Source organism: Staphylococcus sp. HMSC055C03 (genome assembly GCF_001809385.1).
Classification (GTDB): Bacteria; Bacillota; Bacilli; order Staphylococcales; family Staphylococcaceae; genus Staphylococcus; species Staphylococcus simulans.
The window spans coordinates 337,806-353,836 of the sequence record NZ_KV797514.1 but is presented as its reverse complement, the minus strand read 5'-3'; the positions used below and the strand labels follow the sequence as shown (position 1 = coordinate 353,836).

Annotated in this window: 17 protein-coding genes and 1 tRNA gene; 9 read left to right on the top strand and 9 right to left on the bottom strand. The window is 35.2% G+C overall.

What is annotated here, in order from left to right; translation table 11 throughout:
- Positions 1 to 50: 50 nt before the first annotated feature.
- The 4 genes from HMPREF2603_RS12150 to HMPREF2603_RS12135 all read right to left on the bottom strand — a co-directional run bounded on the left by HMPREF2603_RS12150 (position 51) and on the right by HMPREF2603_RS12135 (position 2,951).
- Positions 51 to 1,010 carry a peptidylprolyl isomerase PrsA gene (locus HMPREF2603_RS12150; protein WP_002481283.1) on the bottom strand — a complete coding sequence of 320 codons (960 nt, stop codon included), beginning with the start codon at positions 1,008 to 1,010 and terminating at the stop codon, positions 51 to 53.
- A gap of 158 nt (positions 1,011 to 1,168) precedes the next feature.
- Positions 1,169 to 1,735, bottom strand: a complete 567-nt coding sequence (locus tag HMPREF2603_RS12145) for a DUF3267 domain-containing protein (protein WP_002481282.1) — start codon at positions 1,733 to 1,735, stop codon at positions 1,169 to 1,171.
- A 252-nt stretch (positions 1,736 to 1,987) separates the two neighbouring features.
- On the bottom strand, positions 1,988 to 2,458 hold the full coding sequence (locus tag HMPREF2603_RS12140) for a YtxH domain-containing protein (RefSeq protein WP_002481281.1): 471 nt from the start codon (positions 2,456 to 2,458) through the stop codon (positions 1,988 to 1,990).
- 67 nt (positions 2,459 to 2,525) lie between these two features.
- Entirely contained in the window at positions 2,526 to 2,951 is a 426-nt protein-coding gene (locus tag HMPREF2603_RS12135; RefSeq protein WP_002481280.1) for an HIT family protein, read from the bottom strand.
- A gap of 136 nt (positions 2,952 to 3,087) precedes the next feature.
- On the opposite strand from HMPREF2603_RS12135, the gene ecsA reads away from it, so the two are divergent.
- Together ecsA and ecsB are read left to right on the top strand one after the other, a co-directional pair.
- Positions 3,088 to 3,825 (top strand): ABC transporter ATP-binding protein EcsA, encoded by a 738-nt coding sequence (gene ecsA / locus HMPREF2603_RS12130; protein WP_023016252.1) that lies wholly within the window; start codon positions 3,088 to 3,090, stop codon positions 3,823 to 3,825.
- On the top strand, positions 3,822 to 5,048 hold the full coding sequence (gene ecsB, locus HMPREF2603_RS12125) for an ABC transporter permease EcsB (protein ID WP_060804850.1): 1,227 nt from the start codon (positions 3,822 to 3,824) through the stop codon (positions 5,046 to 5,048). The genes ecsA and ecsB overlap by 4 nt, the downstream gene beginning before the upstream one ends.
- Before the next feature lie 76 nt (positions 5,049 to 5,124).
- Here the strand turns inward: ecsB and HMPREF2603_RS12120 are convergent, their stop codons facing one another.
- Positions 5,125 to 5,628, bottom strand: a complete 504-nt coding sequence (locus HMPREF2603_RS12120; protein ID WP_060804849.1) for a hypothetical protein — start codon at positions 5,626 to 5,628, stop codon at positions 5,125 to 5,127.
- A gap of 333 nt (positions 5,629 to 5,961) precedes the next feature.
- Here HMPREF2603_RS12120 and hemE point away from each other — a divergent pair, with 333 nt between their 5' ends.
- The 4 genes from hemE to HMPREF2603_RS12100 all read left to right on the top strand — a co-directional run bounded on the left by hemE (position 5,962) and on the right by HMPREF2603_RS12100 (position 10,216).
- Positions 5,962 to 7,002 carry a uroporphyrinogen decarboxylase gene (gene hemE, locus HMPREF2603_RS12115; RefSeq protein WP_142351513.1) on the top strand — a complete coding sequence of 347 codons (1,041 nt, stop codon included), beginning with the start codon at positions 5,962 to 5,964 and terminating at the stop codon, positions 7,000 to 7,002.
- Between the two features lie 37 nt (positions 7,003 to 7,039).
- On the top strand, positions 7,040 to 7,996 hold the full coding sequence (gene hemH, locus HMPREF2603_RS12110; RefSeq protein WP_060804847.1) for a ferrochelatase: 957 nt from the start codon (positions 7,040 to 7,042) through the stop codon (positions 7,994 to 7,996).
- Positions 7,989 to 9,386 carry a protoporphyrinogen oxidase gene (gene hemY / locus HMPREF2603_RS12105; protein ID WP_180363576.1) on the top strand — a complete coding sequence of 466 codons (1,398 nt, stop codon included), beginning with the start codon at positions 7,989 to 7,991 and terminating at the stop codon, positions 9,384 to 9,386. The genes hemH and hemY overlap by 8 nt, the downstream gene beginning before the upstream one ends.
- Positions 9,387 to 9,658: 272 nt before the next feature.
- Entirely contained in the window at positions 9,659 to 10,216 is a 558-nt protein-coding gene (locus HMPREF2603_RS12100; protein WP_060804845.1) for an RBBP9/YdeN family alpha/beta hydrolase, read from the top strand.
- A 63-nt stretch (positions 10,217 to 10,279) separates the two neighbouring features.
- Here the strand turns inward: HMPREF2603_RS12100 and nadA are convergent, their stop codons facing one another.
- Genes nadA through HMPREF2603_RS13730 form a run of 4 tightly spaced genes read right to left on the bottom strand, consistent with a single transcriptional unit; the run spans position 10,280 to position 13,740 of the window.
- Entirely contained in the window at positions 10,280 to 11,380 is a 1,101-nt protein-coding gene (nadA, locus tag HMPREF2603_RS12095) for a quinolinate synthase NadA (RefSeq protein WP_060804844.1), read from the bottom strand.
- The gene (nadC, locus tag HMPREF2603_RS12090) at positions 11,381 to 12,214 is read right to left on the bottom strand and encodes a carboxylating nicotinate-nucleotide diphosphorylase (RefSeq protein WP_002481271.1); all 834 of its coding nucleotides are present in this window, start codon (positions 12,212 to 12,214) and stop codon (positions 11,381 to 11,383) included.
- Positions 12,165 to 12,842, bottom strand: coding sequence for an FAD-binding protein (locus HMPREF2603_RS13735; RefSeq protein WP_257243717.1), 678 nt, complete (start codon positions 12,840 to 12,842; stop codon positions 12,165 to 12,167). The genes nadC and HMPREF2603_RS13735 overlap by 50 nt, the downstream gene beginning before the upstream one ends.
- Positions 12,790 to 13,740: an FAD-binding protein gene (locus tag HMPREF2603_RS13730; protein WP_257243716.1), complete on the bottom strand. Its 951-nt coding sequence runs from the start codon at positions 13,738 to 13,740 to the stop codon at positions 12,790 to 12,792. The genes HMPREF2603_RS13735 and HMPREF2603_RS13730 overlap by 53 nt, the downstream gene beginning before the upstream one ends.
- Before the next feature lie 103 nt (positions 13,741 to 13,843).
- On the opposite strand from HMPREF2603_RS13730, the gene HMPREF2603_RS12080 reads away from it, so the two are divergent.
- The 3 genes from HMPREF2603_RS12080 to HMPREF2603_RS12070 all read left to right on the top strand — a co-directional run bounded on the left by HMPREF2603_RS12080 (position 13,844) and on the right by HMPREF2603_RS12070 (position 15,952).
- The gene (locus tag HMPREF2603_RS12080) at positions 13,844 to 14,962 is read left to right on the top strand and encodes a cysteine desulfurase family protein (protein ID WP_023016246.1); all 1,119 of its coding nucleotides are present in this window, start codon (positions 13,844 to 13,846) and stop codon (positions 14,960 to 14,962) included.
- A complete protein-coding gene (locus tag HMPREF2603_RS12075) occupies positions 14,934 to 15,467 on the top strand; it encodes a transcription repressor NadR (RefSeq protein WP_002481268.1) in 534 nt (177 codons plus the stop codon). The genes HMPREF2603_RS12080 and HMPREF2603_RS12075 overlap by 29 nt, the downstream gene beginning before the upstream one ends.
- 411 nt (positions 15,468 to 15,878) lie before the next feature.
- A tRNA-Met gene (locus HMPREF2603_RS12070) sits at positions 15,879 to 15,952 on the top strand.
- Positions 15,953 to 16,031 lie beyond the last annotated feature (79 nt).

The window sequence follows — 16,031 nt, the reverse complement described above, 5'->3', positions numbered from 1 at the left end:
AAAAGCTGAATTCCGAGTGGAATTCAGCTTTATTTTAGCTTTAAGACTTATTAAGGCGTTTGCATACCTTCGCCGCCTTGAGACTGTTGTTTAAGTTTGTCAGGGTTCAAGATAGAGTCTTCGACTGCTTTTTTAATATCTCTATCTTTGAAATCAACGTTAAATTCTTTTAGTAAGTCTTTGTATGCCTCTACTAAAATCTTAGGATCTTTTTGAACTTTATTTTGGATGATTTGTGATTTCAACTTATCTTTTTCTGATGAGAAATCAGTTGGTTGATCTGCTTTGATGATATGATAACCATAATCTGATTTAACGACATCTGAGATTTCGCCATCTTTCAATTTGAATAGTGCTTTATCAAATGGTTTTACCATTTGGCCTTTAATAACATAATCTAAGCTGCCGTCTTTTTTAGCACTTGCTTCATCCATAGATTCTTTTTTAGCGATTTCTCCGAATTTATCAGGATTTTTCTTCACTTCTTTTTGGATTTTCTCTGCTTTAGCTTTCGCTTCTTTATCACTTAAACCTTCTTTATCTTTATCATCAGATTTCACTTTGATTAAGATATGAGAAGCTTTTTTAGTGTCTTCTTTAAGCTCTTTATCAGAAACTTTAACTTTATCCATTAACATTTGTTTTTGGTAAGCTTGCAATTTCTTTTGTTCCTTATAGTCTTTAAGTGTCATACCTTGTTGTTTTAGAGCACTTTCAAATTGGTCTTTACCGCCATATTGTTTTTGCTCATCTTTAATTTGTTTATCAATTTCTTTATCATCAACTTTGTCAGCATACTTTTTCTCTAGTAATTTGCCTAACAAAATTTCAAAAGAACTATTAGCGATTTGTTCTTTACCGATTTTTTTCATGACATCTTCTACTTTAACATCTCCAGCTTTAGAAGATATTAAGACATTTTCTTTAGAATCTGTGGCATGATTCCCGCATGCACTTAATAGCACAGCACTCGCTGTAATTGGAATCATAACTTTTTTTAATGATTTCATAACGCAGTCTCCTTTTTCAAAATATAACAATGTTAATATACCATAATATGAATCTGATACAAATTCATTACTGTTGTCTTCAGACTAAAGTATTAAAAATGAGATAAATAAAAGCACCTTAAACATAAAATAACATGTTCAAGGTGCTGCTTGTATCATTAATTAAAATGTGTGTCTAACGGCATATCATATTTATTTAAGATATTAAAACCTGTGCAATGTTCTTCAATATATCTGCCTTCATTTGAGAATAAGATTAATTTTAAATACATAAAGTCCATCACTGAGAAACCAGCGTTTAGTGACAGTAGGAACATGAAATAATGACCGTACTGCGGCATTAATGTTGCCATATAAATACTTGCTGCAGTAATCACGATAACTGGTGCAATTAAGCATAAGCAAAATAAGTATTTATTCACTGGCGTACTGACATATAAGTTATATAAAGGTATCCATGGTCGCTTAGTAAGACGTTTCTTTTTAAAGTGTTTGTAGTAGGGTGCTAAAACAATTAAATGAATGAGTTTATGAATTGGATAAAGTAATAACACCGCTATTAGAAACACGAAAAAGTACCGGTCTGTGATCTCTTTATTGGATAAAAATATCAATACTTCATAGCTGATTAAAAATGTGATAATAGTTGTGACAACAGCAATAAAAAAGATACGGGGTAAGCCAAATCTTGTATTAATGTCAATTTGACGTGAGCATAAAAACATCACGATACCTCCTCGCATTATTTATTTGTTTTTTCGTTTATTTTGGGATATTTTTTCTAAGTTCTTATCAATACTTAGGTATTATCTATCTTTCTAATGAAAGAGTCAAGTATTAATTATGAGGAAATTTTATGCTAATTAAGTGGCATGTTTAGAAGAGGGGAAAATGCTGTAATATCGCATGTTCATGAAGTTTAAAATTTAAAAGAAAAGACCAGGACAACACGATGTTGTTCTGATCTTAAATACTCATTATTCAGCTTCAGTGTCCACTTGTTTCTTTTTAGGTTCCACTGCAGCTGTTTGATTTTGTTGTACCGTTTCACGCTGGTCTTTACCAACAGGTTGTTGTTTTGGTGTGTACGGTGTGATGTTTTTCTTATCAGGGCTTTTCGTAATGCCTTGCACCGTTTCACCGATAACTTCACCGCGTTTTTGGATATCTTGAATATTTTCTTGAATATGATTGATATTTGGTTGAATATCTTTCATAAAGTCGCTAATCAAAGTTTTAACTTCATCGACGATAGTTTTAACTTCTTGCGTACCGTCTTTGATTTGATTAACATAGCTTGAAATATTAGATGATTGTTGTTTAATTGCTTTTGTACTGTCGTCAAATTCAGTTTGGCCAGCTTTAGAACTGTTTTTATTAAAAGCAGTTACAGCAAGACCAGCAGCAGTACCAGCAACTAATCCACCTAAAATGCGAATTACTTTCATAGGTTAGTCTCCTTATTAAATGATGTTGAGTTTAGATATAGTATGTTATTACCCGAAAATTAGGTAATCATTCAAAATGTGCTTGAATCTCTTTTGCAATTTTAGCTTTTGCTTCATCGCCTAATTCTTCTTCGTGTGTAATCCATTTATAACCGAAGCCATCCACATCATTTTCGTATCTTGGTAAGAAGTGGAAATGTAAGTGGAATACAGATTGGTCTGCAAATTCACCATTGTTTTGAATGATGTTTAAGCCGTCTGGATTAAATGCTTTTTTAATTGCGTTGGCAATTTTAGGCATTGCTGCACCGATATGCTGCATTGTTTCTGGATCAGTTTCGAAAATGTTTGGTGAAGCTTTCTTAGGTACAAGCAAAGTGTGACCTTTCGTTACTTGCGAAATATCTAAGAATGCATAGACATAATCATCTTCATAAACTTTATAACTTGGGATTTCACCATCAATGATTTTGCTGAAAATTGTTTCTGACATCACAATTCACTCCTTAAAAGGTTTACTTAAAGTACATTATAGCATTACCCGCCTTTAAACGTCATGTCACGAATGATTTCTCTATGAGTTAATACACGCTTTTTGGTACAATAAAGAACAGTTGGAGGTTATGAATATGACTGTTAAAGTAGAACATCTCACAGGTGGTTATGGTAAAAAACCTGTGATTCAAGATATTAGTTTTGAATTAAAAAATGGTGAAATTGTAGGCTTGATCGGCCTTAACGGTGCAGGGAAAAGTACGACAATCAAGCACATGCTCGGATTGTTAACACCTGCTGCAGGTGAACTTTCTATTTCAGGTACTAACATCAAAGAAGACATTGAGACCTATAGACATAAATTATCGTATATTCCTGAAGCACCGGTCATATATGAAGAATTAACATTACAAGAACATATTGATATGACTGCAATGGCTTACGGCATTGATAAACAAACTGCAATGGATCGTGCCATGCCGTTATTAAAAACATTTCGTTTAGAAAAAGAACTCCAAGTTTTTCCAAGTCATTTTTCTAAAGGGATGAAACAGAAGGTCATGATAATTTGCGCCTTTATCGTCAACCCTGAACTTTATATCATTGACGAGCCATTTCTTGGTTTGGATCCATTAGGTATTCAATCCATGTTGGATTTAATGGTAGAGAAGAAGAATGAAGGGCGTACTGTGTTGATGAGTACACATATATTAGCAACAGCCGAACGTTATTGTGATCGCTTCATCATCCTTGATGAAGGCCGTATCGTTGCTTTTGGTAATTTAGATGAACTTAGAGCACAAACAGGTTTACATGATAAAACATTAGATGAAATTTATATTCATGTGACGCAAGGTGGTCAAAACGTATGACAGACCATCGCGCCATAGAATTATTTAACCAAAGAAGAACAGCAATCAGTAAAGAAAAAGCCTACTATAATAAATTTATTTTTAATGGGCACTTTTCAGTATTTCTATTGATTTTATTCGGTGCGTTTATATTAGGCTACGGTAACTGGCTTAAACATATTCCATCTGGCATACCATACGCATTATTAGCAAGTATCGCTGTTGCTGTAATTTCGATCTTTCCTTTACGCACTTTGTTTAAAGAGGCGGATCGTTTGTTCCTATTACCATTTGAACGGCATATGCGCAGCTACTTGAACTATAGTATTCTTTATAGTTATTTAAATAGAATAGCTTTGCAAGTGGTTGTATTAATTGTACTCTTTCCATTATTCAGTCGACTTGAAGCGGGCAATCTGCTTTACTACGCATTATTTGCGGTTGCCGCTTTAATTTATCCATATCTCGGCTTAATTGCCAAATTAGAGTGGATGCAGGCAAAAAGACCTTTATGGATTATGCAAGTCCTGCAATGGCTGCTCTTTGCAATCACATACGTTTTAATATTAGGTGCACATCAATGGTTTGGTTTGTTGCTTGTTATTGTATTTATCGCATGGATTATTGTACTAAAGAAAAATAATGCAAAACGCTTATTGCCATGGGAAGCGCTGATTGCGATTGAACAGCAACATCTCATGAATTACTATAAATTCGTCAATATGTTCACTGATGTAAAACACTTGCGCTCAGCGGCAGTACGTCGTCGTTATTTGGATTTCTTATTGCCGAGACCGCGTTCAAATCAATATAACGCAAAGCATATGTATTTATTTCTATTTAAACGTAGCTTCTTAAGAGGTAAAGATGCATTCAATATCATTTTACGATTAGTTATTATTGAACTTGTGTTAATGATTTGGCTTTCGAATCAATGGATTTCATTAATTGTAGGCGGACTGTTTATGTATATAATTTTACTGCAAACAGCACAGTTCTATACACAACAAGCTTATGGGTTATGGCCGCAAGTTTGGCCTGTACCTGAAGAAAGAGTAATTCAAGGTTATGGTCAGTTTCTATATCATATTATGTTTGGTATCGGTGTAATATTGGCGTTAACATACGCTATCCTTTTCCCGCCACAATTTTATATGGCATTAGTATTCTTTGTCGTGGGTTGGTTGACAATCAGAAATATTATCAAGAAATTGAAATACCAAGAAGCCTTATTAAAAGACTAATTCTAAATATATAAAAACAACGTCTCATTAGCAATTTAAGCTAATGGACGTTGTTTTGTTTTTTAGATACTTTTGCTTAATCTTTATCCACCGGATAGAGGAAACGTTCAAAATAACTTGAATGTTGGCCGCTAGAACCGAAGAATTGAGATAACGCTGTTTTAGAGAAGTTATCTTGATAAACTTGAGAAGATTTGAAATCTTCAAAGTTACTACGCTCAGCAAAACCAAAGTAGATTTTGTAAGTTGTTCCTTTAATTGGTTTTAAGAAACGGTAACATTTGAATCCAGGGAATTTATCCAAGTTTAAAGATAATGATGTTAAACGTTTTTCTAATTGATACATATGATTTTCTGAAGTTGGGATAAAGACAACTGCATAGAAACATTCTTCTTCAAGTTCATTAATGCTTGAAAGTACTTCATATTTAAGTGGTTCTTTTAAAGCAGTTGGTTGTTCAGTTTCTTCAAAAATCACTGATGAATCATTTGTTGAGAATAAAAATAAGTTATGCTCTGGGTTGTTTAATCGAATTTGGTTAAGGTATTCGAATGTACCATAGGATGCATATAATTTCATGGCACGTTCCTCCTTTTTTGTATTATTCTACAAAGAATAAAAATAAGTTTCTAGCAATTAAAAATACTAGTAGTCTCATTATATAGTATTAGTAGGGCAATTTGATATAGAAATGATGAAAATGTTTCAGATTTTGAAAACGGAACCAATGAGGATTTTAACAAATTATGTCATAATGTAATATGTTGCAACTAAAGAAGGTAAGCACGTAGAAAAAGTTTACACGATTGTGATTTGCTATGTCTTTTTTATGACATTTACATCCAACAAAATACGTGTATTCTACGGATATGCTAGAATAGATTAGAATGATTATAATTTTGGGAGGATACTGTGGTGCATCAAAAAAATAATACAATTTTAAAGATGATTAAGGGAGAAGAGGTTGAACACACTCCATTATGGTTTATGCGACAAGCAGGTCGTTCTCAACCTGAATATCGTGCCTTAAAAGAGAAATATTCGTTATTTGAAATTACACACCAACCTGAATTGTGTGCCTATGTTACACATTTACCAGTAGATCACTATCAAACTGACGCAGCAATTTTATATAAAGATATCATGACACCATTAAAACCGATTGGTGTAGATGTAGAGATTAAATCTGGTATCGGTCCTGTGATTGAGAATACAATCAAAACGATTCAAGATGTAGAAAAGCTAGGACAAATTGATCCAAAACGCGATGTACCTTACGTGTTAGATACGATTAAGCTCTTGACGGAAGAAAAATTGAATGTGCCTTTAATTGGTTTTGTCGGCGCACCATTTACTTTAGCAAGTTATATGATTGAAGGTGGACCTTCTAAAAATTATCACTTCACTAAAGCTATGATGTATCGTGATGAGGCAACATGGTTTGCGTTAATGAATCATTTAGTAGATATGTCTATCACGTATGCGAATGTACAAATCGAAGCGGGTGCAGAGTTGATTCAAATCTTTGATTCGTGGATTGGCGCATTAAATGCCCCTGATTTCAGATATTACATTAAGCCGCATATGGAACGCTTAATTAAAGGGATTAAAGCAGAACATGATGTGCCGGTTATCTTATTCGGTGTGAATGCTACACATTTAATTGAAGAATGGAATTCACTTCCGATTGATGTATTAGGTATTGATTGGCGTACAACAATCAAAGATACTGCTGATGCAGGTGTTAGGAAAACAATTCAAGGCAACTTAGATCCTTCATTGTTATTGGCACCTTGGGAAGTTATTCAACCGCGCTTAGATGAAATCTTAGATCAAGGAATGGCTTACGGCAAACACATTTTCAACTTAGGACACGGGGTATTCCCAGAAGTGAAACCAGAAACGTTGAAGAAAATTGCTGATTATGTCCATGAATATACAAAACGAAAATAATTTAAATGCAAAATGAACGGTAAAGGAAGGGTTTAATATGACTCGAACTATTGGACTACTCGTGATGGCGTATGGTACGCCTTATCAAGAAAGTGATATAGAGCCGTACTACACAGATATTCGTCACGGTAAAAAACCGACACCAGAAGAAGTTCAAAATTTAAAAGATCGCTATGAATTTATAGGTGGGATGTCTCCATTGGCTAGAATTACAGATGAACAAGCGGAGGCATTAAAAGATAGATTGAACTTAATGTATGAAGAACAAGATATTGAGTTTAAAGTCTATGTCGGTTTAAAACATATTCATCCATTTATTGAAGATGCAGTTGAACGTATGCATCAAGATGGTATTACAGAAGCGATTACGATTGTCTTAGCGCCGCATTTCTCTAATTTCTCTGTAGGTTCATATAACAAACGTGCAGCGAAAGCGGCACAAACACATGGTATTAAATTGACGTATGTGAACAGCTTTTATCAACAACCAAAATTTATTCAATACTGGGTGAAACAAATTAATCAAACACTTTCAGACATACCTGAAGCAGAACATGATCGTACTGTTTTGGTGGTTTCAGCACACAGTTTACCTGAGAAGATGATATTAGAATCAAATGATCCATATCCAGAGCAATTAAAAGACAACACAAGATTATTAGAAGAACTATCAAATATTCAACACACAGCAAGAGGATGGCAGTCTGAAGGTAATACAGGCACACCATGGCTCGGACCGGATGTACAAGATTTAACAAGAAGTTTAAAAGCTGAATATGGCTATGAACATTTTATTTATACGCCAGTTGGTTTTGTTTGTGATCATTTAGAAGTCCTTTATGATAATGATTATGAATGTAAAGTGGTATGTGACGAAGTAGGCGCAACTTATCATCGTCCACCGATGCCAAATACACATCCGCTCTTTATCGGTGCTATGGCAGATGAAGTTTATTATGTTTTAACAACGAAAGAAGAGGATGCAAATGAGTAAGAACATCGCAGTCATCGGCGGAGGGATTACAGGGCTTTCCGCAGCATATTATTTTAAAAAAGAACATCCTGAATATGATGTCACAATAATTGAAGCCACAAATCGTACGGGTGGTAAAATTCAAACGTATCGTAAAGATGGTTTCACGATTGAATTAGGTCCAGAATCTTATTTGGGTCGCAAAACAATTATGACTGATCTTGCGACAGAAGTGGGCTTAGGTGATGAATTAATTACCAACCAAACAGGACAATCTTATATCTATGCACGTAACCGTTTATATCCGATACCTGGTGGTTCTATCATGGGTATACCGACAGATTTAAAACCTTTTATGACAACACAATTAATCTCATTAAAAGGTAAATTACGTGCCGCTATGGATTTAACTAAGAAACCTATTGAAATGGATGGAGATATTTCTGTAGGAGATTTCTTCAGACAACGTTTAGGCGATGAAGTATTGGAAAATCTGATTGAACCTTTAATGGGTGGTATTTATGGTACGGATATCGATAAATTAAGCTTAATGAGTACGTTTCCTAACTTTAAAGAAAGAGAAGAGGAGTTCGGCAGTTTAATCAAAGGTATGCGCCATGAGAAGTTATTAAGACAACGAAAAAAACAATTGTATCCTGGTGCACCTAAAGGGCAATTTAAGCAATTCAGACATGGTTTATCTTCTTTTATCGAAGCGTTAACGCATGCAGTGATTGAGCAAGGTACAACGATCCAATATCAAACTAAAGTAGAAGATATCATTGGTTTCCAAAAAGGATATAACGTTGTTTATAACGGCGAAAAACACTTTTATGACGGCGTCTTAGTAACAGTACCACATCAAACATTTATGCAATGGTTCTCAGAAGATCCAGCATTAGATTACTTTAAAACAATGGAAAGTACTTCTGTAGCGACGGTTGTTTTAGCATTTGATGAAAAAGATGTGGTCAATACGTATGATGGTACTGGCTTTGTGATTGCGAGAACTTCTAATACTCGTATTACCGCTTGTACATGGACCAGCAAAAAATGGCCGTTTACAACACCAGAAGGTAAAGTCTTGTTACGTGCTTATGTCGGAAAACCTGGTGATAACATTTTAGAAGAAATGGATGATGAACAGATTGTTGCGACAGTACGTCGTGATTTAAGTCAAATGATGGATATTAAAGGCGATCCGGAATTTTCAATTGTTCATCGTATGCCAAAAAGCATGCCACAGTATCATGTAGGTCATATTCAACAAGTGCGACGTATTCAAGATCATATCAAACATACGTATCCGTACTTACGTATTACAGGTGCAGCATTTGAAGCGGTCGGTTTACCTGATTGTATTCAACAAGGTAAAGATGCCGCAGAATCTTTAGCAGAAGTTGTACAATAAATGTTATGACATGTCGAATTGTAATGAAAAAGATTGACCTTTTTATCAAATAGGATTAATCTTATAATTGAAGACGATGAGATAATATGATGGATTTTATATTATAGGTATGAGAAATACACAAGAGAAAGATGACCTGAACCTAAGTTTTAATGACGATTGTAAATCGCTAAATATCTTTTGATGAGCACAGAAGATAGGAGACGGTTTTCAATACATTTAAACTGATATTTCAGGTTATTTTCTTTTTGAAAGAGCAAGAGGTGAAGAACATGACTAATATTGTTTTAATTCATGCTCAAGGTGCTGACGCCCACTCAAATTGGTATGAATGGTTAGAACAATCATTAAGACTAGAAGGATATCATTCAGATATCGTTAATATCCAACATGACTTACCAGTCAATATGGAAGAATGGTTAAAGCAGTTAAATGAGCAAATTGAAATTTCACAATATGAAACATATTTCGTAACACATGGCTTCGGTACGCTTGCGGGGCTGAAATATTTAGAACAACATCCAGATATTCGTATTGAAGGGTTCTTCAGTATTGCAGGGTTTGGTCCGAATGCTGAAGGTGTAAATCCTGATTTACATGTTCCAGATGTTACATTAGACATTGAAGACTTAAAATCACGTATTGACTATTTCTATGGTATCGCATCTAAAGATGATTCGAATGTTCCATATCAAGATACAGAGCGTTTAGTTCAAGCTTTTGATGGTGATATGAAGGTTATTGATGAAGCGGGTCATTTTACGACTGAGGATGGTTATGATACTTTCCTCGCATTAAAGAATAATATGATTAAACGCATGGCTAATTAAATCATTGATAAAAAAGGTCTCTCTGACGTATTTACTCGTTCAGAGAGACCTTTTCATTTTATATTAAGTAATGCTTAACATACGATCTAAGCTTTCTTTCGCATATTTTGCTGTTTCAGCATCAACTTTGATGATGTTATCACGGTTGCCATCTAAAATTTTATCTAAACACCAAGCTAGGTGAGGAAGGTCAATACGGTTCATAGTCAAACATGAACACATTAATGGATTTAATGAATCAATCGTGATGTCTGTGTAAGTATCTTTTAAACGATTCACTAAATTCATTTCAGTTCCGATTAACCAACGAGAACCTTTTGGTGCGTTTTTGATAGTTTCAATAATGTAGCGTGTTGAGCCTGCATAATCAGCAGCTTGTACCACTTCGAATTCACATTCAGGGTGTACAATCACATTGATTTCAGGATCACGTTCACGTGCTAAATCGATATGTGCTTTATGGAATTTCTCATGTACAGAACAATGACCTTTCCATAAAACAATACGTAAATCTTCAAGTTTGCCTTCATAAACAAGTTCTTTAGCAATTGGATCCCATACTGCCATTTGTTCAAGTGGAATGCCTAAATCATATGCTGTATTACGTCCTAAGTGTTGGTCAGGTAAGAATAAAATAACTTTACCTTGTTTCAATGCCCAATCCACTACTGATTTTGCGTTACCGCTAGTTACACATGAACCACCGTGTTCGCCAACGAACTTTTTAATCGCTGCAGTAGAATTGACATAAGTTAATGGCAAGATATCTAAGTTGAATTCTTGTGTTAAAACATCATAGCCATGTAAAGCTTGTGTGATATTTGCCATGTCTGCCATAGAACAACCAGCAGATAAATCTGGTAGATAAATGTCTTGGTGGTCGTCTGTTAAGATGTCTGCTGTTTCTGCCATAAAGTGTACACCGTTAAATACGAAGTATTCAGCAGCAGTATTTTCTTTACAGATACGAGCAAGTTCTAATGAATCACCCGTAATATCGGCAAATTGAACGACCTCATCTTTTTGATAATGATGTGTCGGCATGAATAGGCGATCACCTAATTCATCTTTAATAGATTGAATATGTTGTTCTAACTCCTCAGTTGACATTTCAAGATACTTTTCAGGAATTTCCTTTGATACAGATAACATTGGGTTAAACATTTAAATCACAACCTTTGCAGAAATATCGAGCGCGTTTTGCGCATAAAATAGAGCACCCATTGAAATGAAATCTACGCCAGTTTCAGCGTACGCAACGACATTTGTTTCGTTAATATTACCAGAAGCTTCAGTTTGAATATGTTGAGGAACTGCTTTAAGATGTTCAGCAATCCATTCTGGTGTTTGGTTATCAAACATAATGATGTCTACATCTTGATTGATTGCTGTGTTAAGCATCTCTTCATTTTCAATTTCTACTTCAATTTTATCCATTGGACCTACAACTTTTTTAGCGTTTTGAATCGCAATTTCCATTGATTCAGAGAAAGCGATATGGTTATCTTTCAACATCAATCCATCATTTAAAGAACGACGATGGTTCAAACCACCTCCAACAGTCACCGCAAATTTCTCAAAGATACCTAAGCCTGGTGTTGTTTTTCTTGTATCAACAATGCGCGTAGAAGTATGCGCAATTTTTTCTGCGATACGATGTGTTTGTGTGGCAATACCTGACATACGTTGAATTAAGTTCAGAACAATACGTTCCATAGTAAGTAATACGTAAACAGGGCCTGTAATTTCAGCGATGATATCACCAGGTTTGACTGTCTCACCATCTTTGATTTTTTGGTCGATATCGATGTGACTCTTTAATAACTTGAATCCTTCTTTGATAATAGTTTCGCCGCAAAAGATACCGTTATCTTTTGATTTTAAGTACATTGTACCTTGTTGTGTCTGATCAAAGATGTGTGTTGCTAAATCACCATATTGATTATCTTCAATGTAATATTGAGTGATTTTCTCTCTGACGAGTAGTGGATTTAACATGTTCCATGCCTCCTGAATTGATTTCAATAAGTTCAAATTGTAATTGCTTATCTTGATGTGGATAATCAAGTCTGTAATGTACGCCTCTTGATTCTTGACGAGCAAGCGCTGCTGTACAGACGATTTGTAGTAATTTGACAGTACAATAACGTTGCCATTTTGCTTTATCGACATATTCTGTTTCAGATGTTTCGAATAATGTCTGTTCAATTTCTTTCAAATAGTTTTGCATTTTGATTCCTTTACGTTCCACACCTAAAATGTCAAAACTTTTTTGTTGTAATTGTGCAGCTCTATCAGCTGAGATAGAAGGTATTTTAAATACTGGATTAAAATGACTATGACTGACAGGTTGTAAAGTTTGATTTAACTTCTCGGCACATAAAGCACCCATAACTAAACCTTCTAATAATGAATTACTGGCTAAGCGGTTGGCACCATGAAAGTTTGTACAAGCCGCTTCTCCAATCGCATACACGCCTTCAAGACTTGTTGTTCCATCAATCTCTGATTTAATGCCGCCGACGGTATAGTGTGCGCCTGGTGTAACAGGGATACGTTGTTTGGCAATCGCTTCAGGATAAATGTGCTTGAACAGCTTTGTAAATAGTAGGGAAACGCTCTGCAAAATTCGAAATCGCACTAATATCTAAAAAGACTTGGTGACCTTCTTGTTGTTGATGATAGATTGCACGACTAGTCACATCACGTGGAGCCAAGCTTTTCATCGGATGTATTTTATCCATAAACGGAATGTCTTGTTCATTGACTAGCACACCACCGTCACCTCTAACAGCTTCAGACACTAAACTATAGGCATGTTCAGGTTCACCTAATAAAGTAGGGTGGAATTGAATCATTTCCATACTTTCTAAAGCGATGTCATGACGTAATGCGACCACACATCCTGATGCAATGGTATGTGGTATATTAGAGTTAGTAGGGAAGAGGTTGTTAATACCTCCTGTTGCGAACACGACACTATCTGCTTCAATGATTTGTTGTTCGTCAGTACTATCTAAAACAAGTACGCCACAGACTTGATGTTCATGGTTATAAATTAAATCAATGACTTCTGTTGATTCCATTATGGATAAGTGTGGATGAGAAAGATGTTCTACCATATGTTGTGCGATATACTTACCAGTTTGATCACCGCCAGCATGCAAAATTCTTGCGGCTGAGTGTGCGCCTTCCATTGCGTAATCTAAATGATGTGTGACTGGGTTTGAATCGAATGGGACACCTTCATCTACGAGTGCTTGAATCAAAGGATAGCTTTTCGTAATGACTTCTTGGATTACATTAAAATCTCCCATTTCAGCTCCGGCTTCATAAGTATCTTGGCTATGGCTGATTGCTTCATCTTCTTCTCTTTTTGAAAAACATATGCCACCTTGGGCAAAATTACTGTTGTTTTCAGCAAGCTTGTCCTTAGTGATACAAATCACTTCGATATCATCTTGTAATTGACGAACAAACGAGAGTGCAGCAATTCCGCTCCCAACCACAATGACACGTTTCATGTTTACACCTCTATTTACATTAATATATACAATTATGTTAACATATATGTATGCAATGATTTTGTCATAAAAGTAAGATAATTGCAAGTGGGGGAGAAAAGATATGATTTATTTAGATAATGCAGCGACAACACAACCATCAAAAGAAGCGCTGGCAATATATAATGAAGCACAACAAACGTTGTTTTTTAATAGTGAGAGTTTACATGTCGGTGGAGAAATGGCAAGAGAAGCTTTGAATTCTAGCCGACACTATATTCAAAAACATTTCAATACGGATAAAGAAGTTTTATTCTCAACAAGTGGATCACATGCAAACCAAATCGCAATTGATATTTATTTATCACAAGCACAAGAAGGAAAGGTTTTAGTTTCGCCTTATGAGCATCCTTCTATTTATGCAGCATTAGAACCATATAAAAAACAATTTGAAATCGTAGAAATGCCTTTAACAAACGAAGGTGCAATCGACTTAGCAGCTTTAGAAGCACTAGTAGATAATGAGACAGTATTGATTATTGCACAACATGTGAATTCTGAAATTGGTTATATTCTACCAGTGCATGAAATTGCTGAATTCGCACAAGCATACAATATTCCATTTCATGTGGATGGTGTCCAAGCTGTACAAAAGATTGAAGATAAAGCGATTCAAGCTTTTACTTCATATGCGTTCTCTGGACATAAATTTAAAGGTACTAAAGGTGTAGGGGCATTGTTGATTGAACACAAGTCAGTGCGACCTACAAATATACATTACTTCCATGAAGAAGGTACACGTAATGGTACGTTAGATGTGCCTGGCATCTTAGCAATGACAAGAGCTTTATCATTAGATGCGGGTTATGAACATTTAACAAAGCTCCATCAATATGCGACTGAACGTGCTTTAGCATCTGGTTTTAGTGTGTTAAGAAGTGATAAACAAGCACCTCATATTATTGGATTGTTAACACCGCAATTTGAAGGTCAATATATTATGCAATCTTTATCTAGCCGTAATATATGTATCTCAACTGGTACAGCATGCGGTCATGGTTTATTATTGAGTGAGGGTTTAATTGAGAAGATTAAACAAACAGAACATGAAGCGGATCAATATGTACGTATTTCATTTTCAAGCAATTCAACATTAGGTGAAATTGACACATGTTTTAATGAAATAGATAAGATATTAGAAGGAGTGGCTGCCCATGAGTCAAGCGGATCAGCGACGAACTGAAATCGTTGAACTCTTACAAAGTTCGACACGACCCATTAAAGGTTCAGAACTGAGTGAACGTTTTGGTGTCTCGCGACAAATTATCGTGAAAGATATCTCACACTTAAAAACGAAAGAATATGCGATCAGTTCAACAAGCAAGGGTTACTTTATGGACATTGAACCTCAAGGAAAAAGCTGTAAACGTGTGGTAATGTGCCAACATGATTATGATGAGATGGAAGAAGAATTAAAACTTATCGTTGAAAATGGCGCAATGATTGATGATGTTTCTGTTGAGCATCCCGTATATGGCAGTATCCGTGCTGAATTGATGATTGAAACTGAAGAAGATATTCAAGCGTTTGTAGAAGAAATGACACGCTTTAAAGGGACAATGTTAGCGAAATTAACAGATGGTATTCATCTGCATACATTATCTGCAGACACTGAAAAGATCTTAGATAATGCGATAGATGATTTGAATCGAAATGGCTTTCTCGCAGAAAGCGAAGAAATGGTTTAAATATAAAATTAATAATCAGTAACTTAAAACTTGAAGCATGATTCGCGTTTTAAGTTGCTGAATTTTTATTAAGAGGGGATATAAAACAACGCAATATCTACTGTAACCTTAAAGAAATTTACAAAAGGAAAGCTTAAGCATCACTGATTTGTAAATAAAAAGAGACCATTTGCACTCTAAATATAAAAATTTATAACAATTATATATTTATTACACTTATTTCTAACAGAAACTGGTTGACGCAAGATAGGGAAGTCGATATACTAGGTATTGTCTTGAAAAAAGAGATAACAAATTCGAAACAACTTTAACGTTTCGAAAATAAAATTCACAAATTGTTAAAAAAGGTTTGACATTGGTTAACAAATTGTGATATGATGAATAGGTAAGTCGCAAGATTAATAATATTACCGCGGGATGGAGCAGTTCGGTAGCTCGTCGGGCTCATAACCCGAAGGTCGGTGGTTCAAATCCGCCTCCCGCAATACATATCTTTTTTCAAGGGGTCCCGTAGTGTAGCGGTTAACACACCTGCCTGTCACGCAGGAGATCGCGGGTTCGATT